This is a genomic window from Streptomyces sp. AA4, from assembly GCF_000158875.1.
In the GTDB taxonomy this organism is placed as follows: domain Bacteria; phylum Actinomycetota; class Actinomycetes; order Mycobacteriales; family Pseudonocardiaceae; genus Amycolatopsis.
The window spans coordinates 1,493,987-1,511,390 of the sequence record NZ_GG657746.1; the positions used below are offsets into that span (position 1 = coordinate 1,493,987).

Annotated in this window: 10 protein-coding genes; 6 read left to right on the plus strand and 4 right to left on the minus strand. The window is 69.4% G+C overall.

The window, feature by feature from the left end:
- Positions 1 to 2: 2 nt before the first annotated feature.
- Positions 3 to 2,156, plus strand: coding sequence for an ATP-dependent DNA helicase RecG (gene recG / locus SSMG_RS07040; protein WP_009074139.1), 2,154 nt, complete (start codon positions 3 to 5; stop codon positions 2,154 to 2,156).
- Positions 2,157 to 2,224: 68 nt separating this feature from the next.
- Here recG and SSMG_RS07045 read toward each other — a convergent pair whose 3' ends face one another.
- Positions 2,225 to 7,099, minus strand: coding sequence for an RHS repeat-associated core domain-containing protein (locus SSMG_RS07045; RefSeq protein ID WP_009074141.1), 4,875 nt, complete (start codon positions 7,097 to 7,099; stop codon positions 2,225 to 2,227).
- A gap of 268 nt (positions 7,100 to 7,367) precedes the next feature.
- On the opposite strand from SSMG_RS07045, the gene SSMG_RS07050 reads away from it, so the two are divergent.
- On the plus strand, positions 7,368 to 7,895 hold the full coding sequence (locus SSMG_RS07050) for a GNAT family N-acetyltransferase (RefSeq protein WP_050788402.1): 528 nt from the start codon (positions 7,368 to 7,370) through the stop codon (positions 7,893 to 7,895).
- 370 nt (positions 7,896 to 8,265) lie between these two features.
- Here the strand turns inward: SSMG_RS07050 and SSMG_RS07055 are convergent, their stop codons facing one another.
- Positions 8,266 to 8,898 (minus strand): TetR/AcrR family transcriptional regulator, encoded by a 633-nt coding sequence (locus SSMG_RS07055; protein WP_009074153.1) that lies wholly within the window; start codon positions 8,896 to 8,898, stop codon positions 8,266 to 8,268.
- 31 nt (positions 8,899 to 8,929) lie between these two features.
- On the opposite strand from SSMG_RS07055, the gene SSMG_RS07060 reads away from it, so the two are divergent.
- From SSMG_RS07060 to SSMG_RS07075, 4 genes are all read left to right on the plus strand, one after another.
- The gene (locus tag SSMG_RS07060; RefSeq protein WP_009074155.1) at positions 8,930 to 10,159 is read left to right on the plus strand and encodes an erythromycin esterase family protein; all 1,230 of its coding nucleotides are present in this window, start codon (positions 8,930 to 8,932) and stop codon (positions 10,157 to 10,159) included.
- 547 nt (positions 10,160 to 10,706) lie between these two features.
- On the plus strand, positions 10,707 to 11,576 hold the full coding sequence (locus tag SSMG_RS07065) for a S8 family peptidase (protein ID WP_199785825.1): 870 nt from the start codon (positions 10,707 to 10,709) through the stop codon (positions 11,574 to 11,576).
- A 142-nt stretch (positions 11,577 to 11,718) separates the two neighbouring features.
- On the plus strand, positions 11,719 to 15,096 hold the full coding sequence (locus SSMG_RS07070; protein ID WP_009074159.1) for a pyruvate carboxylase: 3,378 nt from the start codon (positions 11,719 to 11,721) through the stop codon (positions 15,094 to 15,096).
- A gap of 119 nt (positions 15,097 to 15,215) precedes the next feature.
- On the plus strand, positions 15,216 to 16,013 hold the full coding sequence (locus SSMG_RS07075; RefSeq protein ID WP_009074161.1) for an arginase family protein: 798 nt from the start codon (positions 15,216 to 15,218) through the stop codon (positions 16,011 to 16,013).
- Between the two features lie 145 nt (positions 16,014 to 16,158).
- Here the strand turns inward: SSMG_RS07075 and SSMG_RS07080 are convergent, their stop codons facing one another.
- The gene (locus tag SSMG_RS07080) at positions 16,159 to 16,545 is read right to left on the minus strand and encodes a GntR family transcriptional regulator (RefSeq protein ID WP_009074163.1); all 387 of its coding nucleotides are present in this window, start codon (positions 16,543 to 16,545) and stop codon (positions 16,159 to 16,161) included.
- A complete protein-coding gene (locus SSMG_RS07085) occupies positions 16,546 to 17,271 on the minus strand; it encodes a hypothetical protein (RefSeq protein ID WP_009074164.1) in 726 nt (241 codons plus the stop codon).
- Positions 17,272 to 17,404 lie beyond the last annotated feature (133 nt).

A 17,404-nucleotide genomic window follows, 5' to 3' on the forward strand; every position in this document is an offset into this window, starting at 1 on the left:
TCATGGCCGGGCTTCGCGACAAGCTCCCGCTGCTGCTGGGCGCGAAAACGGCGAAGGCGCTGTCGACCGCGCTCGACATCGAGACGGTTTCCGATCTGCTGCGCCACTATCCGCGCCGCTACGCCGAGCGCGGCGAACTGACCGACATCGCCGGGCTGGAGCTGGGCGAGCACGCGACCGTGCTGGCGCGGATCGAGAAGATCAGCAAGCGCCGGATGAAATCCCGCAACGGCACCATCCTCGACATGGTGATCACCGACGGCAAGCGACGGCTCGCGTGCGCGTTCTTCAACCAGGCGTGGCGAGAGAAGGAGCTGGCCCCCGGCAAAACCGGGCTGTTCGCGGGCAAGGTCACCGCGTTCCGGGACACGCTGCAGCTGGCCAATCCGGAGTACGAACTCCTCGACGCCGAACGCGAGGCCGAGGCGGTCGACAACTTCCTCGCCGAGATCATCCCGGTTTACCCGGCGGCGCAAGGCATGCCGACGTGGTCGATCGCCAAATGCGTGCGGCAGGTGCTGGACGTGCTGGAGGTCGGCGAGGACCCGATGCCGGAGGACCTGCGCAAGCGGCACGGGTTGCCCGGCCTCGAGCGCGCGCTGCGCGGCATCCACCGTCCGGAGGACTGGGCGCACCTGGAGTCGTCGCGGCACCGGCTCAAGTGGGACGAAGCGATGGCCGTGCAGCTGATTTTCGCGCAGCGCAGGCATTCCGCGGTGTCGCGTCCGGCGAAGGCGAGCCCGCACGTCGACGGCGGCCTGCTCGACGCGTTCGACAAGCGGCTGCCGTTCGACCTCACCGCGGGCCAGCGCGCGATCGGCGACGAGATCGCGGCCGACCTGTCGACCGAGCATCCGATGAACCGGCTGCTGCAGGGCGAGGTCGGGTCCGGCAAGACGGTGGTCGCGCTGCGGGCGATGCTGCAGGTCGTCGATTCCGGGCGGCAGGCGGCGATGCTCGCGCCCACCGAGGTGCTGGCCGCGCAGCACGCGCGTTCGTTGCGCGAAATGCTCGGCGACCTCGGGAGGGCGGGCGAACTGGGCGCGGCCGAGAACGCCACCCGGATCACGCTGCTCACCGGGTCGATGGGCGCGAAGGAACGCAAGAAAGCGTTGCTGGAGACGGTAAGCGGCGAGGCGGGCATCGTCGTCGGCACGCATGCGCTGATCCAGGACACCGTGCAGTTCGCCGATCTCGGGCTCGTGGTCGTGGACGAGCAGCACCGGTTCGGCGTCGAGCAACGGGACGCGCTGCGCTCGCGCGGGGCCGATTCGACGAGCCCGCACGTGCTGGTCATGACGGCGACGCCGATCCCGCGCACGGTCGCCATGACGGTCTACGGCGACCTGGAAATCTCGGCGCTGCGCGAAATGCCGGTCGGCCGCTCGCCGATCAAGACGACGGTCGTGCCGGTCGCGGAGAAACCGGCGTGGTTCGACCGGGTGTGGCAGCGGGTCAGCGAGGAAGTCGGCAAGGGGCACCAGGCGTACGTCGTGTGCCCGCGGATCGGCGACGAACCGCCGTCGGACAAGAGCGACAAACGCCCGCCGCTCGCGGTGCTGGACGTCGCGCCGGACCTCGCCAACGGCGCGTTGAAGGGCTTGAAGATCGCCGCCCTGCACGGCCGGATGCCGACCGACGAGAAGGACGCCGTCATGCAGGCGTTCGGCGCGGGGAAGGTCGAGGTCCTGGTCGCGACGACGGTGGTCGAGGTCGGCGTGAACGTCCCCAACGCGACGGCGATGGTCATCCTCGACGCCGACCGCTTCGGCGTGAGCCAGCTGCACCAGCTGCGCGGCCGCGTCGGACGGGGGAGTGTGCCCGGATTGTGCTTGCTGGTCACGGAAACCCTGGACGGCACGTCCACCCGCGAACGGCTGGCCGCGGTCGAGTCCACGACGGACGGGTTCGAACTGTCCCGATTGGACTTGGAACTGCGCCGGGAGGGCGACATTCTCGGCGCGGCTCAGTCGGGCAAGCGGTCCGGGCTGAAGCTGTTGTCGCTGCTGCGGGACGAGGACCTGATCACCGAGGCGCGGGCGCAGGCCCAGGAACTCGTGACGGGCGATCCGGAGCTGGTGTCGCTGCCGGGTCTGGCGCAGATGGTGGCCGACGTGGTCGATCTCGAGCGGGCGGAGTACCTGGAGAAGAGCTGACGGGCTTCCGCTGGTGAGGCGTGGCCCGGGAGTCCGGGCCACGCCTTTTTGCTGGTTTTCTCGGCGGGTCAGGCGTCGTAGAGGTCGTCGTCGGAGTCGTAGCCGCGATTCCGGCGGCTGCTGCCGCCTCCGTAGCTGCCGCCATAACTGCTGCCGCCATAGCTGCCGGACCCGCCGCCGTAACTGCCGCCTGAGGACCGGCTCGGTTTCGGCGGCACCAGATCCCAGTCGTGCTCCGGATTGCCCACGTAGCCGGACTGGTTCTTGTCCCAGTAGACCCGGTTGGAGTTCGACGGGTCCGGGGCCTTGAACCTGGGCTCCTGGGATCCGCTCGCGGCGGAGGCTTTCGCCGGTTCGAGGTGCTTGAAGATCCGGACGTCGGAGTTGTGCGCGAAGTTCTGCGCGGGAGTCTGGTGAATGCCGGTCTGGTTGAAGTGGGTTCCGGCCGACGGGTTGTGGCCCATCACGACATTGCTGTGGCCGCGGACGATGCCGGTGGGATTGCCCAGGTAGTCGTACGTCTGGTAGCGCCGCTTCGGGTCCATGTACCACTTCGTGTCCTCGCCGCGCCTGCGGAACGGCGGCGGCGGCGAAACGGCGTGCTGCTCGAACAGCGGCCGCATCTTGGAGTGCCGGTGCGAGAGGTTCTTGTAGCCGTAGTGCTCGCGCCTGCGCGCGCCGGCCGCGATGGTCGGCGGCCCCTCCTGGTAGACCCGGCCGCCGGGGGAGCGCACCCGCCGCTCCCCGTTCGGGCCCGGGCTGGGGGAGCGCAGGCGGCTCCGGCCGCGCTGTGAACCGCCGCCGGGGCCCTGCCCGCCGCCGAGGCCGCGGGACGTGTTGCAGGACCCGCCGACGAGACCGAGCGGGTCGACCGAGACGTGCGGGTTGCTGACGTAGGCGTGCGGGTCCAGTCCGCCGCCGAGCCCGAGCGGGTCCGGGCTGAGGTACCGGGCGAGCACCGGGTCGTAGTACCGGTGGAAGTTGTAGTGCAGCCCGGTTTCCTCGTCGAAATACTGGCCCTGGAACCGGAGCGGGATCCCGGTTCCGCCGGATTCGGCGACCACGACGCCGAACAAGCTGCTGCGGGCCTGCCAGGCGATCTCGCCGCGGTCGTCGAGCAGTTCGGTCGGCGTGCCGGACGGTTCGGCCACGATGGCGAAGAACTGTTCGTCGACGCGTTGCTGGTCCGCGGAAGCGGTGCGCCGGCGCTGCAGCAGCGGCACGAAGCTGTCCGGTTCGTAGTCCCACACCGTGGTTTCGGCGCCTGCCGGACCGGAAGTCGTCGCCTCGGCCAGGGTTTCGCCGTCCCACGCGAAGTCGACGCGTTCGAGCAGCGTCGTCCCGTCGGCGGCGAAATGCTCCTTGCGGATCCGGCGGCCGAGCGGGTCGTAGGTGTAGCGCCACCGCGTGCCGTCCGGGACCTCGACCGCGACGAGCCGGTTGAGCGGACCCCAGGTGTAGGTCCAGGTCCGCCCGTCCTCGTGCCGCCGGGTGCGCATCCGGCCGGCCTGGTCGTAGGTGTAGCGGACGCCGCCGGCCTCGGTGATCACCGAAGCGGGTCCGGCCCGCCTGCCGCGCCTGTCCTCTTCCTCGGGCGCGGGCCAGTCGGCGTCGACGAGCCGTCCGGTCGGGTCGTAGGCGTACTGCTCGTTCCAGCCCCGGGCGCGCACCGAGATCACCCGGCCGCGGACGTCCATCGCGAGCCAGCGCGACCCGGCCGTCCCGTCGTCGATCCGGTCGGGGAGGCCGTCGGGCCGGTAGTGGTACTGCCGGTCCTGGCCGAATTCGCCGTTCGCGGACCGGACCGCCTGCCGGGCGAGCCGTCCCGCCGGGGTCCAGGAGCGGAGAATCGCCGCGTCCTGCCCGAACACGCGGACGGTTTCGCGGCCCGCCGGGTCGTACTCGAACCGGGTGGTCCGCCCCGCGGCGCGCACCGCGGCCGGGACGCTGGCTTCGCGGTATTCCCAGACGCTTTCCGCCCCGGACGGCGTTTGCCGCCGGATCTGGTTGCCGGAGGAGTCGAATTCGGAGCGGACGGTGCGCCCGTTGACCGTTTCCCGGACGATCCGGCTCGCCGCGTCCCGGGTGTACTCGATGCGGGTCGTCCCGTCGTCGAGAGCGATGAGTTCGCCGAGGACGTCGTACTCGAAGCGGGTGCGCAGAGTCCCGGACGGTCCTTCGACGATCTCTTCAACGAGGTTGCCCCGCACGTCGCGGCGCAGGGTGATGACCTCGCCTTCGGCGTTGCGGATTTCGGTCAGCTCGCCGGCGGCGTTGTAGCGGTAGGACGAGGACGCGCCGCCGAAATCGGTCTCGCGGGAGAGGTTGCCGGCCAGGTCGTACTCGTAGCGCCAGACCTGGCCCTGTTCGTTGGTCACCGCGGTGAGCCGCAGTTCGGTGTCGTAGGTGTACTCGAGCCGGGTGCCGTCCGGCCGGATCTCGGCCGAGACCAGGTCGAAGTGGGTCATCTCGCGCTGGGTGATCGCCGAGGCGGCGTCGGAGTGCAGGCGGTTGTTGCCTTCGCCGTCGTAGCGCCATTCCTCGGTCGATCCGTCCGGCAGGCGATGCCAGGAGAGCGCGCCGTCAATGGTGTAGCCGAATTCCTCGGTCGCACCGTTCGGATCGACGATCGCGGAGAGCCTGCCGAAGCAGTCGTAGGCGTAGGCGGTCGTCGCGCCGCGGGCGTCGGTGACGGTGATCGGATTGCCCGCGTCGTCGGACACCACGGTCAGCGTCGAGCCGTTCGGATCGGTCACCGACGCGATGTGTCCCCACTCGTCGTAGGTGTAGCTGGTGGTCCCGCCGCCCGGTTCGACGACGCGGGTCACGTTGCCGCGTTCGTCGTATTCCCACCGGGTTTCGACGCCTGGCGCCTCGACCATGCGGACCGCCTGGCCGAAATCGTCGCGCTCGATGGTCAATTCCGTGCCGTCCGGCCGCCGGAGGGCGACCAGGTTGTTCATCTCGTCGTAGCGGTAGGCCCGCCGCCTGCCCAGTTCGTCGGTTTCGCCGACCAGCCGGTCGAGCGCGTCCCATTCGTAGGAACGCGCCGCGCCGGTCGGGTCGACTTCGCGCACGACCCGGCCGGTTTCGTTCAGGCGGTAGGCACTGCGGCGGCCCAGCGAGTCGACGACGTGGGTGATCCGCGCGGCCAGGTCGTATTCCATGGTGACGGTGAGGCAGTCGCCGGAGCCTTCGGTGCGCACGACCCGGCCCTCGCGGTCGTAGTGGAAGCGGTACCACTCGCCGTTGCGGTCCGTCCATTCGACAATCCGGCCCGAGCTGTCGTAGGCGTAGCGGAACGGGAGCCCGGATTCGTTGACGATCTCGGTCAGATTGCCGTCGGTGTAGCCGTAGCGGACCAGCGGCACCTCGACCCCGTCGCCGGTCACCGTGGACAGCCCGGTCACGAGCCCGCCTTCGGTGGCGATCTGGATCAGGTAGCCGCCGCTGTGCCGCATCGCGATCGGCGTGCCGTGCCGGTCGCGCTGGAAGTGGATGTACTCCTTGCCGCGGCCGCTGATCGACCGGATCGGCCGCACCGGACCGTTGCCTCGTTCGAAGGTCAGGACCCGTTCGCCTTCGCGGTCTTCGAGGACGAACCCGCCGCCGGGCTCCTCGGCGAGATACCGCGCGGGCCCGTGCTCGGCAGCCACCCACTGGTCGCCGCGCGGCCGAGGGAACACCTGCACGATCCCGTCCGCGCCGGCGAACCACACCTGGTCGTCGTGCACCTCGACCCGTTCGTCCAAAGTGGACACCCATGCCGGGCCGAGCCAGCCGCCCGCACGGAACGACGAGAAATGCGTGCGCTCGAAGACCATCGGCAGCGCGCTGAGAAAGGTCGCGTCGGTCTCGGCCATCACCATCTGGCCGCTCGCGACGTCGACCGGGTCGCCGGTGGTGCAGATGTTGTCGAGACCGCGCGAGTTTTCGCCCTGTTTGTCCAGCGACCGGGAGCTGCCGCCGCCGTTCCCGCCCCTGTTCGGACTGCCGGAGACCGACGTGGGGCCGTCCGGCCCTCCGCTTTCGTGATCGCCGCCCGGGTGGGTACTGCCGGAATCGCCGTGGTGCCCGCCGCCGCCCCCGGCGCTGGAGGTGTGCGTGCCCTCGTCCCCGCCGGGGTGAGAACGGTTGCTGTTCGCGGGCTTGACGTTGATGTCCTTGGGCGGGTGCGCCGGGGCTGTCTTGCCGCCCTTGAGGCCCTTCAAGGCTTTTCCGGCGTCGCCGAACAGCGTCCCGGCCTTCTTCAGCAGCGGGATCAACGCCTTGAGCGCCTTCACCAGCTTCGTCGTGACCTGCGAGATCTTCGACGCCGTCTTCGCCACCGCGGAAATCACCTGCGGCACGACCCAGGCCATCCCGATCCCGAGCGTGAACACCACCTGCAACGCCCACGAGATCAAATGCCCGATGAGGTCGGCGATCGTGTCCCGCACCAACGACCGCACCGCCGCGACGATCTCCCCCGCGGTCTTCACCCCGCTCGCCGCGCCCTCGCTGCCCTTCTGCGCACTCGCGATCAGCGCAGAGGTGTCCTCGGCCTTCTTGCGGTAGGTATCGGCCGCCTCGCCCTGCCAGTCCTGCAGGTCCTTCTTGACCAGCTCCGTCAGCTCCGCCGAAACGCCCTCAAGCTCCTTCGCGACGTTCGTCCACGTCTCCGCCTGGGCCTTGATCTCGTCCGCATTGCCGGTCAGCGCGTCGAGAGCCTCCTTCAACGGCCCGACATGCTCCATCAACCACCCGACCCCCGCCGCGAAAATCGCGCCGAACGGATCCATCACCGCGGTCAGCACGTCCAGCGCGGTCCCCACCGCCCCGATCGCGACCGCCGCCCAGTTCTTGCTCTCGATCGCGTCCTTCAGGCCCGTCGCGTCCTCCAGCAACGGAACCCCGGCCATCGCCGACGTCTCCTTGACCGGCGCGATCAACGGGTTGGTCATCTATTGTCCCATTTCCTGGTGCGCACGGGCATGACGGACAAGCGGGGCCTGCCCCCCCGCCGATCCCGGGAGGCTATCGGCTGGACGGGCGAGGAACCGCCGCCTCCGGCTCGGTGATGTCCCGAACTCCCGGAACCCTTGCCCGAACACACTCTCCCCGCCGACTGTCCTTTGTGGCCACTCCGGTAAATCGCCTGCGGGCTGTGCGGCTTCTGTGCTGAACTGCCCCTTGCCCGATCGCCGCCTCGCCGAGCCACTGGAGGACTTGGTGCCCGACCACGTGATCCGCCCCGCGACCCCCGAAGACGCGGCAGCCATCGCAACCGTCCACGTCGGCTCCTGGCAAGCGGCCTACGCAGGCTTGCTGCCGGACGCTTTCCTGTCCGCCTTGTCGATCGAGAAGCGGACACACTTCTGGTCTTCGAGCCTGGCGGACCCCTCCCGCCCGCACACCGTCCTGACGGCAAGCTCCGGCGACGGAATCACCGGTTTCGCCGTCTTCGGCCCCAGCCGGGACGACGACGCCACCCCGAAAACGGGCGAACTGTCGTCGATCTACCTGCTCCCGTCCGCGTGGGGCCAGGGATTGGGCCGCGCCCTGCACGAGGAATGCGTGCGCCGCCTGACGCCCCAATACGAGACGGTGACCCTGTGGGTGCTGTCGACGAACACCCGCGCCCGGAAGTTCTACGAACGGGCTGGGTGGGTCACGGACGGAAAGACGAAGGTAGAGACGATGTCGGATGGCGCGGTGACCTTGGAGGAGGTCCGGTACCGGTTGGCGCTGGAGGGCTAGGCTTCGTGGCTTCGTGGCTTCGTGGCTTCGTGGCTTCGTGGCTTCGTGGCTTCGTGGCTTCGTGGCTTCGTGGCTTCGTGGCTTCGTGGCTTCGTGGCTTCGTGGCTTCGTGGCTTCGTGGGGGCCCTGCCTGTCGCCGTCTAGCGGCGACTACCTGGTCAGCCTGCCCGCACACTCGACCTCGCCACTGTGTTGACGGCTGTTCGAAAGCTCTCGCCAACCGACCCGTCGCCGCTGAGCGGCACCTGCCCGCCCAGCACGGACCCGAGTTGGCATTCGCCGTTCCGCGGCGAAAGCCAGCCACTCCTATCAGCCACCGCCCAGCCCCATCACCGTTTCCCGGCGACAGGCCCCTCACCGCACCCCGAAATCAACCCGCGTCGCCATTCCCCGGCAACCGCCTGCCCAGCACCCCCGCCCGAGCCGCCGCGGCCCCAGCCTCCGCCGCGACCCGGGCTGTCTCCTCCGTCACCGGTTCCCGCGACACGAACAGCCGGTAGAACACCGGCCCGCACACCGTCCGCGTCACCTCGTCCGGATCGGTGTCGGCCGGAACCTCCCCGCGCGCGATCGCCCGCTCCACGATCACCGCGGCGCGGGCATGCCGGTCCTGATAGAACTCCCGCAACGCTTCAGCCGCGCGTTCCGAGTGAAACGCCGCCAGCACCGCGGCCGTCGGCAGCTCGCGGTGCCCCGGGGTGGTCAACGCGTCCACCACGTCCAACGCCATTCGCCGCAAATCGGCAACAAGCGAACCGGTGTCCGCCGGACTCCACGGTTCCGCAGTGCCGAACCTCAACGCGGCCGCGACCAGTCCTTCGCGCGACTCCCATCGACGGTAAACCGTCGTCTTGTGCACGCCCGATCGTTCGGCGACGGCCTCGACCGTCAGTTCGGTGAACCCGACCTCCGCCAGCAGATCGAGCGTCGCCCGCAAAACGGCGACGCGCGTGCGTTCGGTGCGCCCGCCCGGCCGGCTCGTCCCCGGTAACTCGGTTGCCAATTGCTACCCCTGTTGCGTTAGTGTCCCCAGTATGACACCGCTGAGCACCCGTTCGCCGCTGGACGGCGACGTCGCCGCGATCACCAGCCTGATCGGCGACGCGCGCATCGTCGCGATCGGCGAGAACAACCATCACATCCGCGAGTTCGGCGAACTCCGCGCCCGGTTGCTCCGCCGCCTCGTCGAGGACCACGGGTTCACGGTGCTCGGCTTCGAATCGGGATTCGCCGAGGGCGACCTGGTGCAGCAGTGGCTGGACGGCGGCCCCGGCACGGTCGCCGAGGTCGCGCGAGAAGGATTCACGTTCTCCCTCGGCGAATCGGTCGAGGTGCACGAAATGCTGACGTGGATGCGCGACCACGGCGGCGTCCGCTTCTCCGGACTCGACCTGCCCAGTTCGAGCGGTTCGCCGCAACCGGCCTTGCAGGTCGTCCGCGGCTTCGTGGAGGAAGTCGACCCGGAGGTGCTTCCGCTGGTCGACGCCGCGATCACCGCATCCGAGCCGTACTCGGCGGTCAGCAGCGCAGTCGCGCCTGGCCGATATTCGGCAATGGACGCCGCAGCGCGAGACGCGGCCACGGCTGCGTTGACGACTCTCGTCGCGCACCTTCGTTCCCTGTCGCCAGTTTACCGGCAACGGAGCGAGCCATCCCGATACGCAATCGCCGAACACCACGCGGTCGGCGCGCTTCGCGTCGACACGTACCTGCGCGAACTGAGCGCGATGATGGCGGGAACGGCACCGTCGCTCCAGGGGTCGTCGCGCGACACGTACATGGCCGCAACCGTGAAGCTGCTTCGCAAAGTGTACGGCGAAGGCGAGAAGATCGTCGTGATGGTCCACAACGGACACCTGCAGCGAGTGCCGTTCGCCGCATTGCCGACCATGACGTTCCCTTCCGCAGGGACCCACCTCGCCGAGGAGTTCGGCGACGACTACTTCGCACTCGGCCTGACCGCGGGCACCGGCACGACGACCGGCCTCGAACCGGACGCGAGCGAACGTCTCGGGTTCCGGGTCTACGCACAGGAGTTGGAACCACCCGCCGAGGGCAGCGCCGAAGCGGTTTTGGCCGACGCGGAACCGTGCGTGGTCGATTTGCGGCAAGACCGAGCGCAAGGCCTAGTCGGACCGTCCAGCATCCGGCACGCGCACATGTTCACGAAGGTCGACGTCGTGCAGGCCTTCGACGCGCTGGTCTACCTGCCGACGATGTCGGTGAGCGCGCACGTCCCCGCCACGAAGGAGAAGCAGCAGTAGTTGTCGCCCGGTCAACGGCTGGCCTCTCAGAGACGACCCCTGTCACCCAGTCAACGGCTGGCCGCTCGGTGGCGAAACCTGTCGGCCGGTCTGCGGTTGGCCATTCAGTGGCGACACCTGTCGGCCGATCAGCGGTTAGCCGTTCAACGGCGAAACTTGCGGGTTGGTCAGTGGTGGGCCGTTCGGTGGCGAAACTTGCCGATTGGTCGGCGGTTAGCCATTTGGCGGCGAAACTCGTCGGTCGGTCAGTGTTTAGCCGTTCAGTGGCGAGACCGGTCTGCCGATCAGCGACTGGCCGTTCGACGGCCAGACTCGCCCCACGGACAACGGTTCGCCACGGAGCGACGAACCATCGACAGGGGGCAGCCCCGGTCTCCTTGCCAGTCGCTGGTTGGTGCCTCAGCACAGCCAGGCGCGGGACAGGGACCAGCCCATCGTGTGACGTCGAGTTGCCGCTGGATGGCGACCGGGATACGACGCAGGCATGCGGAACCGAGCGGCGCGTGGCCTTTTTTCGGCAACTCTGACATTTCTGCTGGTAGCGGGAGTGCAACCGACCGCGATGGCGGCGAGCGGGATTCAGGCCAACCCGCCGAGCTGGGCCCTCGACCGGATCGACCAGCGAACCGGCCTCGATCAGAAGTACCACTACGACTCCGATGGCTCCGGAGTCACCGTCTACGTGATCGACAGCGGCGTCGACGCCAAACATCCGGATCTGCAGGGGCGGGTCCTGCCCGGCAAGGATTTCCTCACCACCGGCACCGACACGTCGGACACCAACGGCCACGGCACTCGCGTCGCGGGGATCGTCGCGGGACACAGCTACGGCGTCGCCAAAGCCGCGCAGATCTTCCCGGTCCGCGTGCTCGACCAGGCCGGCGGTGGGGCGACCGACACGATTATCGCCGGGCTGAACTGGGTAGCCCAGAACGCACACCAACCGGCGGTCGCGGTGCTCGGCATCGGCGGCGTGCCGAACGAGCAACTCGACGACGCGGTCAAGGGAGTGGCTGCGGCGATGCCGATCGTGGTTCCGGCAGGGGAGGGAAGCACTGACGCCAGCCAAACCTCGCCCGCGCGAGTGCCAGAAGCACTTACCGTGGGTGCGACGGACGTCCAGGACCAGGTCGCGCCCTTCTCGAACTTCGGCACGGCGCTCGACCTGTACGCACCGGGCGTCGACATCCCCGCGCCGATCGCCGGTACCGCGAATGCGGGGACGCTGTCCGGCACCTCGATGGCCGCCGCGGTGACGGCGGGTGCGGTGACTCTCTACCGGTCCGCGCACCCCGACGCCGCGCCCAATGCGGTCAGCGAAGCAATTGTCCAAGACGCAACGCAGAACGTGGTCAAGAATGTGCCCTCCGGAACCGCGAATAGGCTCCTGTGCACACTGCCTGCGGGAACGCCCTGACGGTTGCGGCAGGGCAGGTCGGGCAGCATCATGCGTGCAGGTCGGCGCGCATGATGTCCATCACCTGGACTACGGCTCCCGCACCGCGGGACAAACCGGGTAACGTGCCTTCGATACCGATCCGAAAAGGGAAGGACCGGGCATGTTCCGCAAAGTGCTGGTGGCCAATCGCGGCGAAATCGCGATCCGGGCGTTCCGCGCAGGTTACGAACTGGGCGCGGGCACAGTCGCCGTGTTTCCGCACGAAGACCGCAACTCGCTGCACCGGCTGAAGGCCGACGAGGCCTACGAGATCGGCGAACCGGGCCATCCGGTCCGCGCTTACCTCTCGGTCGAGGAGATCGTCAAGGCCGCCAAGAAGGCGGGCGCGGACGCGGTCTATCCGGGCTACGGCTTCCTGTCGGAGAACCCCGACCTGGCCATGGCCTGCGAAGAAGCGGGGATCACCTTCGTCGGCCCGAGCGCCGAAATCCTCGAGCTGACCGGCAACAAGGCGCGCGCGGTCAAGGCGGCGCGCGAGGCCGGCGTCCCGGTGCTCGGTTCGTCGCAGCCGTCCAGCAACGTCGACGAACTGGTCGCGGCGGCCGACGAACTCGGCTTCCCGGTGTTCGTCAAGGCGGTCGCCGGCGGCGGCGGCCGGGGCATGCGCCGCGTCGAGGACCCGGCTTTGCTGCGCGAGTCGATCGAGGCCGCCGCGCGCGAGGCCGAGTCCGCGTTCGGCGACCCGACCGTGTTCCTGGAGAAGGCCGTGGTCGACCCGCGGCACATCGAGGTCCAGATCCTCGCCGACGGCGAGGGCAACGTGATCCACCTCTTCGAGCGCGACTGTTCCGTGCAGCGCCGCCACCAGAAGGTCGTCGAGCTGGCCCCCGCGCCGAACCTCGACCCCGAACTGCGCGACCGCATCTGCGCCGACGCCGTGAAATTCGCCCGGCAGATCGGCTACCGCAACGCGGGCACGGTCGAATTCCTGCTGGACCGCGAGGGCAAGCACGTGTTCATCGAGATGAACCCGCGCATCCAGGTCGAGCACACGGTCACCGAAGAGGTCACCGACGTCGACCTCGTGCAGTCCCAGCTGCGGATCGCCTCCGGCGAGACCCTCGCAGACCTCGGCCTGTCGCAGGACAAGATCTACCTGCGCGGGGCCGCGCTCCAGTGCCGCATCACGACCGAGGACCCGGCCAACGGCTTCCGCCCGGACATCGGCATGATCAGCGCCTACCGCTCGCCGGGCGGTTCGGGCATCCGGCTCGACGGCGGGACCGCGTTCTCCGGCACCGAGATCAGCGCCCACTTCGACTCGCTGCTGGTGAAACTGACCTGCCGCGGCCGCGATTTCCGGACCGCGGTCGGCCGGGCCCGCCGCGCGGTCGCCGAATTCCGGATCCGCGGCGTGGCGACGAACATCCCGTTCCTCCAGGCGGTGCTGGACGACCCGGACTTCCGCGAGGGCAACGTCACCACGTCGTTCATCGAGGAACGGCCGCACCTGCTGACCGCGCGGCACTCCGCCGACCGCGGCACGCGCCTGCTGACCTACCTCGCCGACCAGACGGTGAACCGGCCGAACGGCGAGCGTCCGCGCACGCCCGACGCCGTGACGAAGCTGCCGAAGCTGCCCGCGGATCTCACTCCTCCGGACGGCTCCAAGCAGAAGCTGACCGAACTCGGTCCGGAGGGATTCGCGCGCTGGCTGCGAGAAACCCCGCAGCTCGGCGTCACCGACACCACCTTCCGCGACGCGCACCAGTCGCTGCTCGCGACCCGCGTCCGGACGAAGGATCTCCTCGCCGTCGCGCCGGTCGTCGCCGCGACTGTCCCGCAGCTGCTGTCCCTCGAGTGCTGGGGCGGCGCGACCTACGACGTCGCGCTGCGCTTCCTCGCCGAGGACCCGTGGGAACGGCTGGAGCAGCTGCGCAAGGCTGTGCCGAACATCTGTCTGCAGATGCTTCTTCGCGGCCGCAACACCGTGGGCTACACGCCTTACCCGACCGAGGTCACCACGGCCTTCGTCGAGGAGGCCACCGCGACCGGCATCGACATCTTCCGCATCTTCGACGCGCTCAACGACGTCGAGCAGATGCGGCCTGCCATCGAAGCCGTCCGCGCCACCGGCACCGCGGTCGCCGAGGTCGCGCTCTGCTACACCTCCGATCTGTCCGATCCGAACGAAAAGCTCTACACGCTCGACTACTACCTCAAGCTCGCCGAGCAGATCGTCGGAGCCGGGGCCCACGTCCTGGCCATCAAGGACATGGCCGGCCTGCTCCGCGCGCCCGCCGCGGCCCGGCTGGTGACCGCGCTGCGCAAGGAATTCGACCTGCCGGTGCACATCCACACGCACGACACCGCCGGCGGTCAGCTCGCCACCTACCTGGCCGCCATCCAGGCAGGCGCCGACGCCGTGGACGGCGCCGTGTCGTCGATGGCGGGCACCACGTCGCAGCCGTCGCTCGGCTCGATCGTCGCGGCCACTGACCACTCCGACCGCAGCACGGGCCTCGACCTGCACGCGATCGGCGACCTGGAGCCGTACTGGGAGAGCGTCCGCAAGATCTACGCCCCGTTCGAGGCCGGTCTCGCGTCGCCCACCGGGCGCGTCTACGACCACGAGATCCCCGGCGGCCAGCTCTCCAACCTGCGCACGCAGGCGATCGCGCTGGGCCTCGGCGACCGGTTCGAGGACATCGAGGCCATGTACGCCGCGGCGGACAAGATCCTCGGCCACCTCGTCAAGGTCACGCCTTCGTCCAAAGTGGTCGGCGACCTCGCGCTGCACCTGGTCGGCGCCGGCGTCTCCCCGGAGGACTTCGAGGCGGAGCCGAACAAGTTCGACATCCCCGACTCGGTGATCGGCTTCCTGCGCGGCGAGCTGGGCGACCCGCCCGGCGGCTGGCCGGAGCCGTTCCGCACCAAGGCGCTCGAAGGCCGTTCGGCGGCCAAACCGGTCGCCGAACTGTCCGAAGAGGACCACAAGGAACTCGCCGACAACCGCCGCGGCGCGCTGAACCGGCTGCTGTTCCCCGGCCCCACCAAGGAATTCCTCGCGCACCGCGAAGCCTACGGCGACACCAGCGTGCTCCCGAGCAAGGACTTCTTCTACGGTCTGCGCCCGGGCGAGGAGTACTCGGTGGACCTCGAACCCGGCGTCCGGCTGCTCATCGAGCTGGAGGCCATCGGCGAGGCCGACGAACGCGGCATGCGGACCGTCATGTCCACGCTCAACGGCCAGCTGCGGCCGATCCAGATCCGGGACCGGTCGATCGCCTCGGACATCCCGGCCACCGAAAAGGCCGAGAAGGGCAACCCGAAGCAGATCGCCGCGCCGTTCGCGGGCGTGGTGACGCTGCAGGTGGCCGAGGGCGACCAGGTGGCGGCCGGAGCGACCGTGGCGACGATCGAGGCCATGAAGATGGAAGCGTCGATCACCGCTTCGGCGGCGGGCAAAGTCAGTCGGCTGGCAATCACCTCCGTTCAGCAGGTCGAGGGCGGAGACCTTCTCATCGTGCTCGAATAACCGGTTTTCGCGCCACTTTTTAGCGTGCGAGGGGTCCCCTCGCTCCGAAACGGAGCGAGGGGACCCCTCGCGCTATTTATTGCTCGCTTTTTCCGGGGTGTTCGCGCTAGCGTCGAGGCATGCTGATCAACGCGGTGCCGCAATGGCAGGGCGCGATCAGTCCCCGGGCCAGGGGGCTGGTCGAGGGCTGCCGCGCACTTTCCGAACTGGCCGGGCACGTGCTCGGCAAGCCGGTGCACCACGTACGTCAGGACGCCGCGACGTCCGACGTCGTCGCCGGGATAGCCAACCGCTCCGTGCTCACGGGCGCGAACCGGCAGCTGCAGCTCGCTGCGCTCGAAGCGCCGGAAGGCCCGGTGCTCACGATCGGCGGCGACTGCGGCGTCGAGCTGGTCCCGGTCGGCGTCGCCCGTTTCCGTTACGGCGCAACGCTTGGCGTCGCGTGGTTCGACGCGCACGCTGACTTGAACACGGCGGATTCCTCGCCCTCGGGCGCGTATCACGGCATGGTGCTGCGGTCGCTGCTCGGCGAGGGCGACGAGGAGTTCGCCGCCAGCCCGGCGATCGAACGGGGCCGGGCGGTGCTGTTCGGCGCCCGGTCGCTGGATTCCGCGGAAGAGGAAGCCATTGCCGGCGGTCTCGCCGTGCGTTCCGACGACGTCGCCGGAACGCTGAACGCCGCCGGGGCCGACCGCGTTTATCTGCATGTGGACTTGGACATTCTTGATCCCGCCGAGTTCCCCGGAGTGAATTATCCGGAGCCAGGCGGGCTCACCATCGCCGAATTGGTGGAAGCAATCGACGGGCTTTCCGGAATGGAGGTCGTCGGTGCGGGCATCACGGAATGCGTCGGCACGGAAGTCGCCGCGCTGGAACCCGTGCTGGCCGCGGTGGGGAGGGTGCTGATGGAGGGCTGAACCTCCGCGTCGAGGCGGCGAGTTCCGCGCCTCGTCCGGCGAGTGGACCACGGGAACGCACGGGCAAGAAGGAGGTGGCCCGAGACCGTGCGGAAGACGGTTCACAGAACGGCGAAAACCGCGCCGGCCGGACGAACGGCGGGATTCACCGCGACGGTGCGTCCAGGCTCGCCAATGCCACGCGCACGGCGTCGACGGCTTCGTCCTGCGCGACCCCGAGTTCCCGGCTGTGCCGGGCGTATTCGGCGGCCGCGTCGCGAAGCAGTGCGCCCGGATCCGGCCGCTCGGCCGGGCCGGTCACGACGGTGCCGCGTGCTCGTGCGGTGGTGACCCAGCCGGCGGCCTCGAGCTCGCGGTACACGCGGGCGACGGTCCCGGAGGCGAGCCCGAGGTCCCTCGAAAGCTGACGGATCGGCGGCAGGCGGGCGTCCCGGGCAAGGGAGCCGGTCGTGATCGCGCGGACTATCTGGTCGTGCACCTGACGCCAGGGCGGAACTCCGCTTTCGGCGTCGACCACCACTCGCAGCGACATCTACCGCGCTGCCGTGGTTGTCGCGCGCTGCTTCGGCGGCGGGCCGACGATCGCGAGGAACGCGGCGACGGTGGCCGCGAACGCGAGGAAGGAGGCGAGGTCGTCGACCGTCCAGCCGAGCGTGGCAGCCGTTCCGGTGCCGAGCCCGAGAGCGACGCGGGCGCTGCGAACGCGCAGTGCCTGGTCGACTTCCGGGTCGCCGGCTGCCGGTCGCCGCACCGCGAGGAGCACGATGATCCACGACACGGCGGCCGCACCCACCGTCACCGCGAGCGGACTCCATTGCCGCGAAACGGCGAGATGCACGACGGCGGCGAGGGTGGCCAGTCCGGAGACGACGACCGTCCACAACGGAGCGAAATCGAGCACGCCGCGCGGTGCCAGCACGGCTTTCCTGCGGGGTTCCCGCGACGGACGCTGGGCGAGGATCTCGGCGGCGAGCCCGCCGAGCAGCACCACGAACACGAGCGAGTTCGCGGTCCGTTCGCCGACGAGACGCGTCGCGCCCGGGATCAGCGGGAGGCCGAGGAACAGCCACGGATACCAGAATCGCCGACGGCGCAGATAGCGCACGGCCACCGGCACCTGGTCGGCGGTCGGGTTTCGCACGCCCCATTTCGCGAGCAGCCGAGCGCCTTGTTTCTCGCCTGGCCACAACGCGACGAGGATGATCAGCCCGAACAGGCCGGTGATGCCCGCGACGGCGAGCGCCGAGTCGAGTCGCATCGGGGACCCCTCCCTCTTGTATCAAGTGCATGCTACAAGAGGGCCGCGGGTTCTGCCGCGTGACGCTCCGTGGTCGTTTTCGCCGCCCGGCGGGTCGCCGCTGAAGGCACGCGTCCAGGTTCGCCCGTTTGTA

Excerpts from the sequence above, each read along its gene's own strand:
- recG (WP_009074139.1), top strand. The coding sequence starts at position 3 with ATGGCCGGGCTTCGCGACAAGCTCCCGCTGCTGCTGGGCGCGAAAACG.
- SSMG_RS07045 (WP_009074141.1), bottom strand. The coding sequence starts at position 7,099 with ATGACCAACCCGTTGATCGCGCCGGTCAAGGAGACGTCGGCGATGGCC.
- SSMG_RS07060 (WP_009074155.1), top strand. The coding sequence starts at position 8,930 with ATGACACCGCTGAGCACCCGTTCGCCGCTGGACGGCGACGTCGCCGCG.
- SSMG_RS07070 (WP_009074159.1), top strand. The coding sequence starts at position 11,719 with ATGTTCCGCAAAGTGCTGGTGGCCAATCGCGGCGAAATCGCGATCCGG.
- SSMG_RS07075 (WP_009074161.1), top strand. The coding sequence starts at position 15,216 with ATGCTGATCAACGCGGTGCCGCAATGGCAGGGCGCGATCAGTCCCCGG.
- SSMG_RS07080 (WP_009074163.1), bottom strand. The coding sequence starts at position 16,545 with ATGTCGCTGCGAGTGGTGGTCGACGCCGAAAGCGGAGTTCCGCCCTGG.
- SSMG_RS07085 (WP_009074164.1), bottom strand. The coding sequence starts at position 17,271 with ATGCGACTCGACTCGGCGCTCGCCGTCGCGGGCATCACCGGCCTGTTC.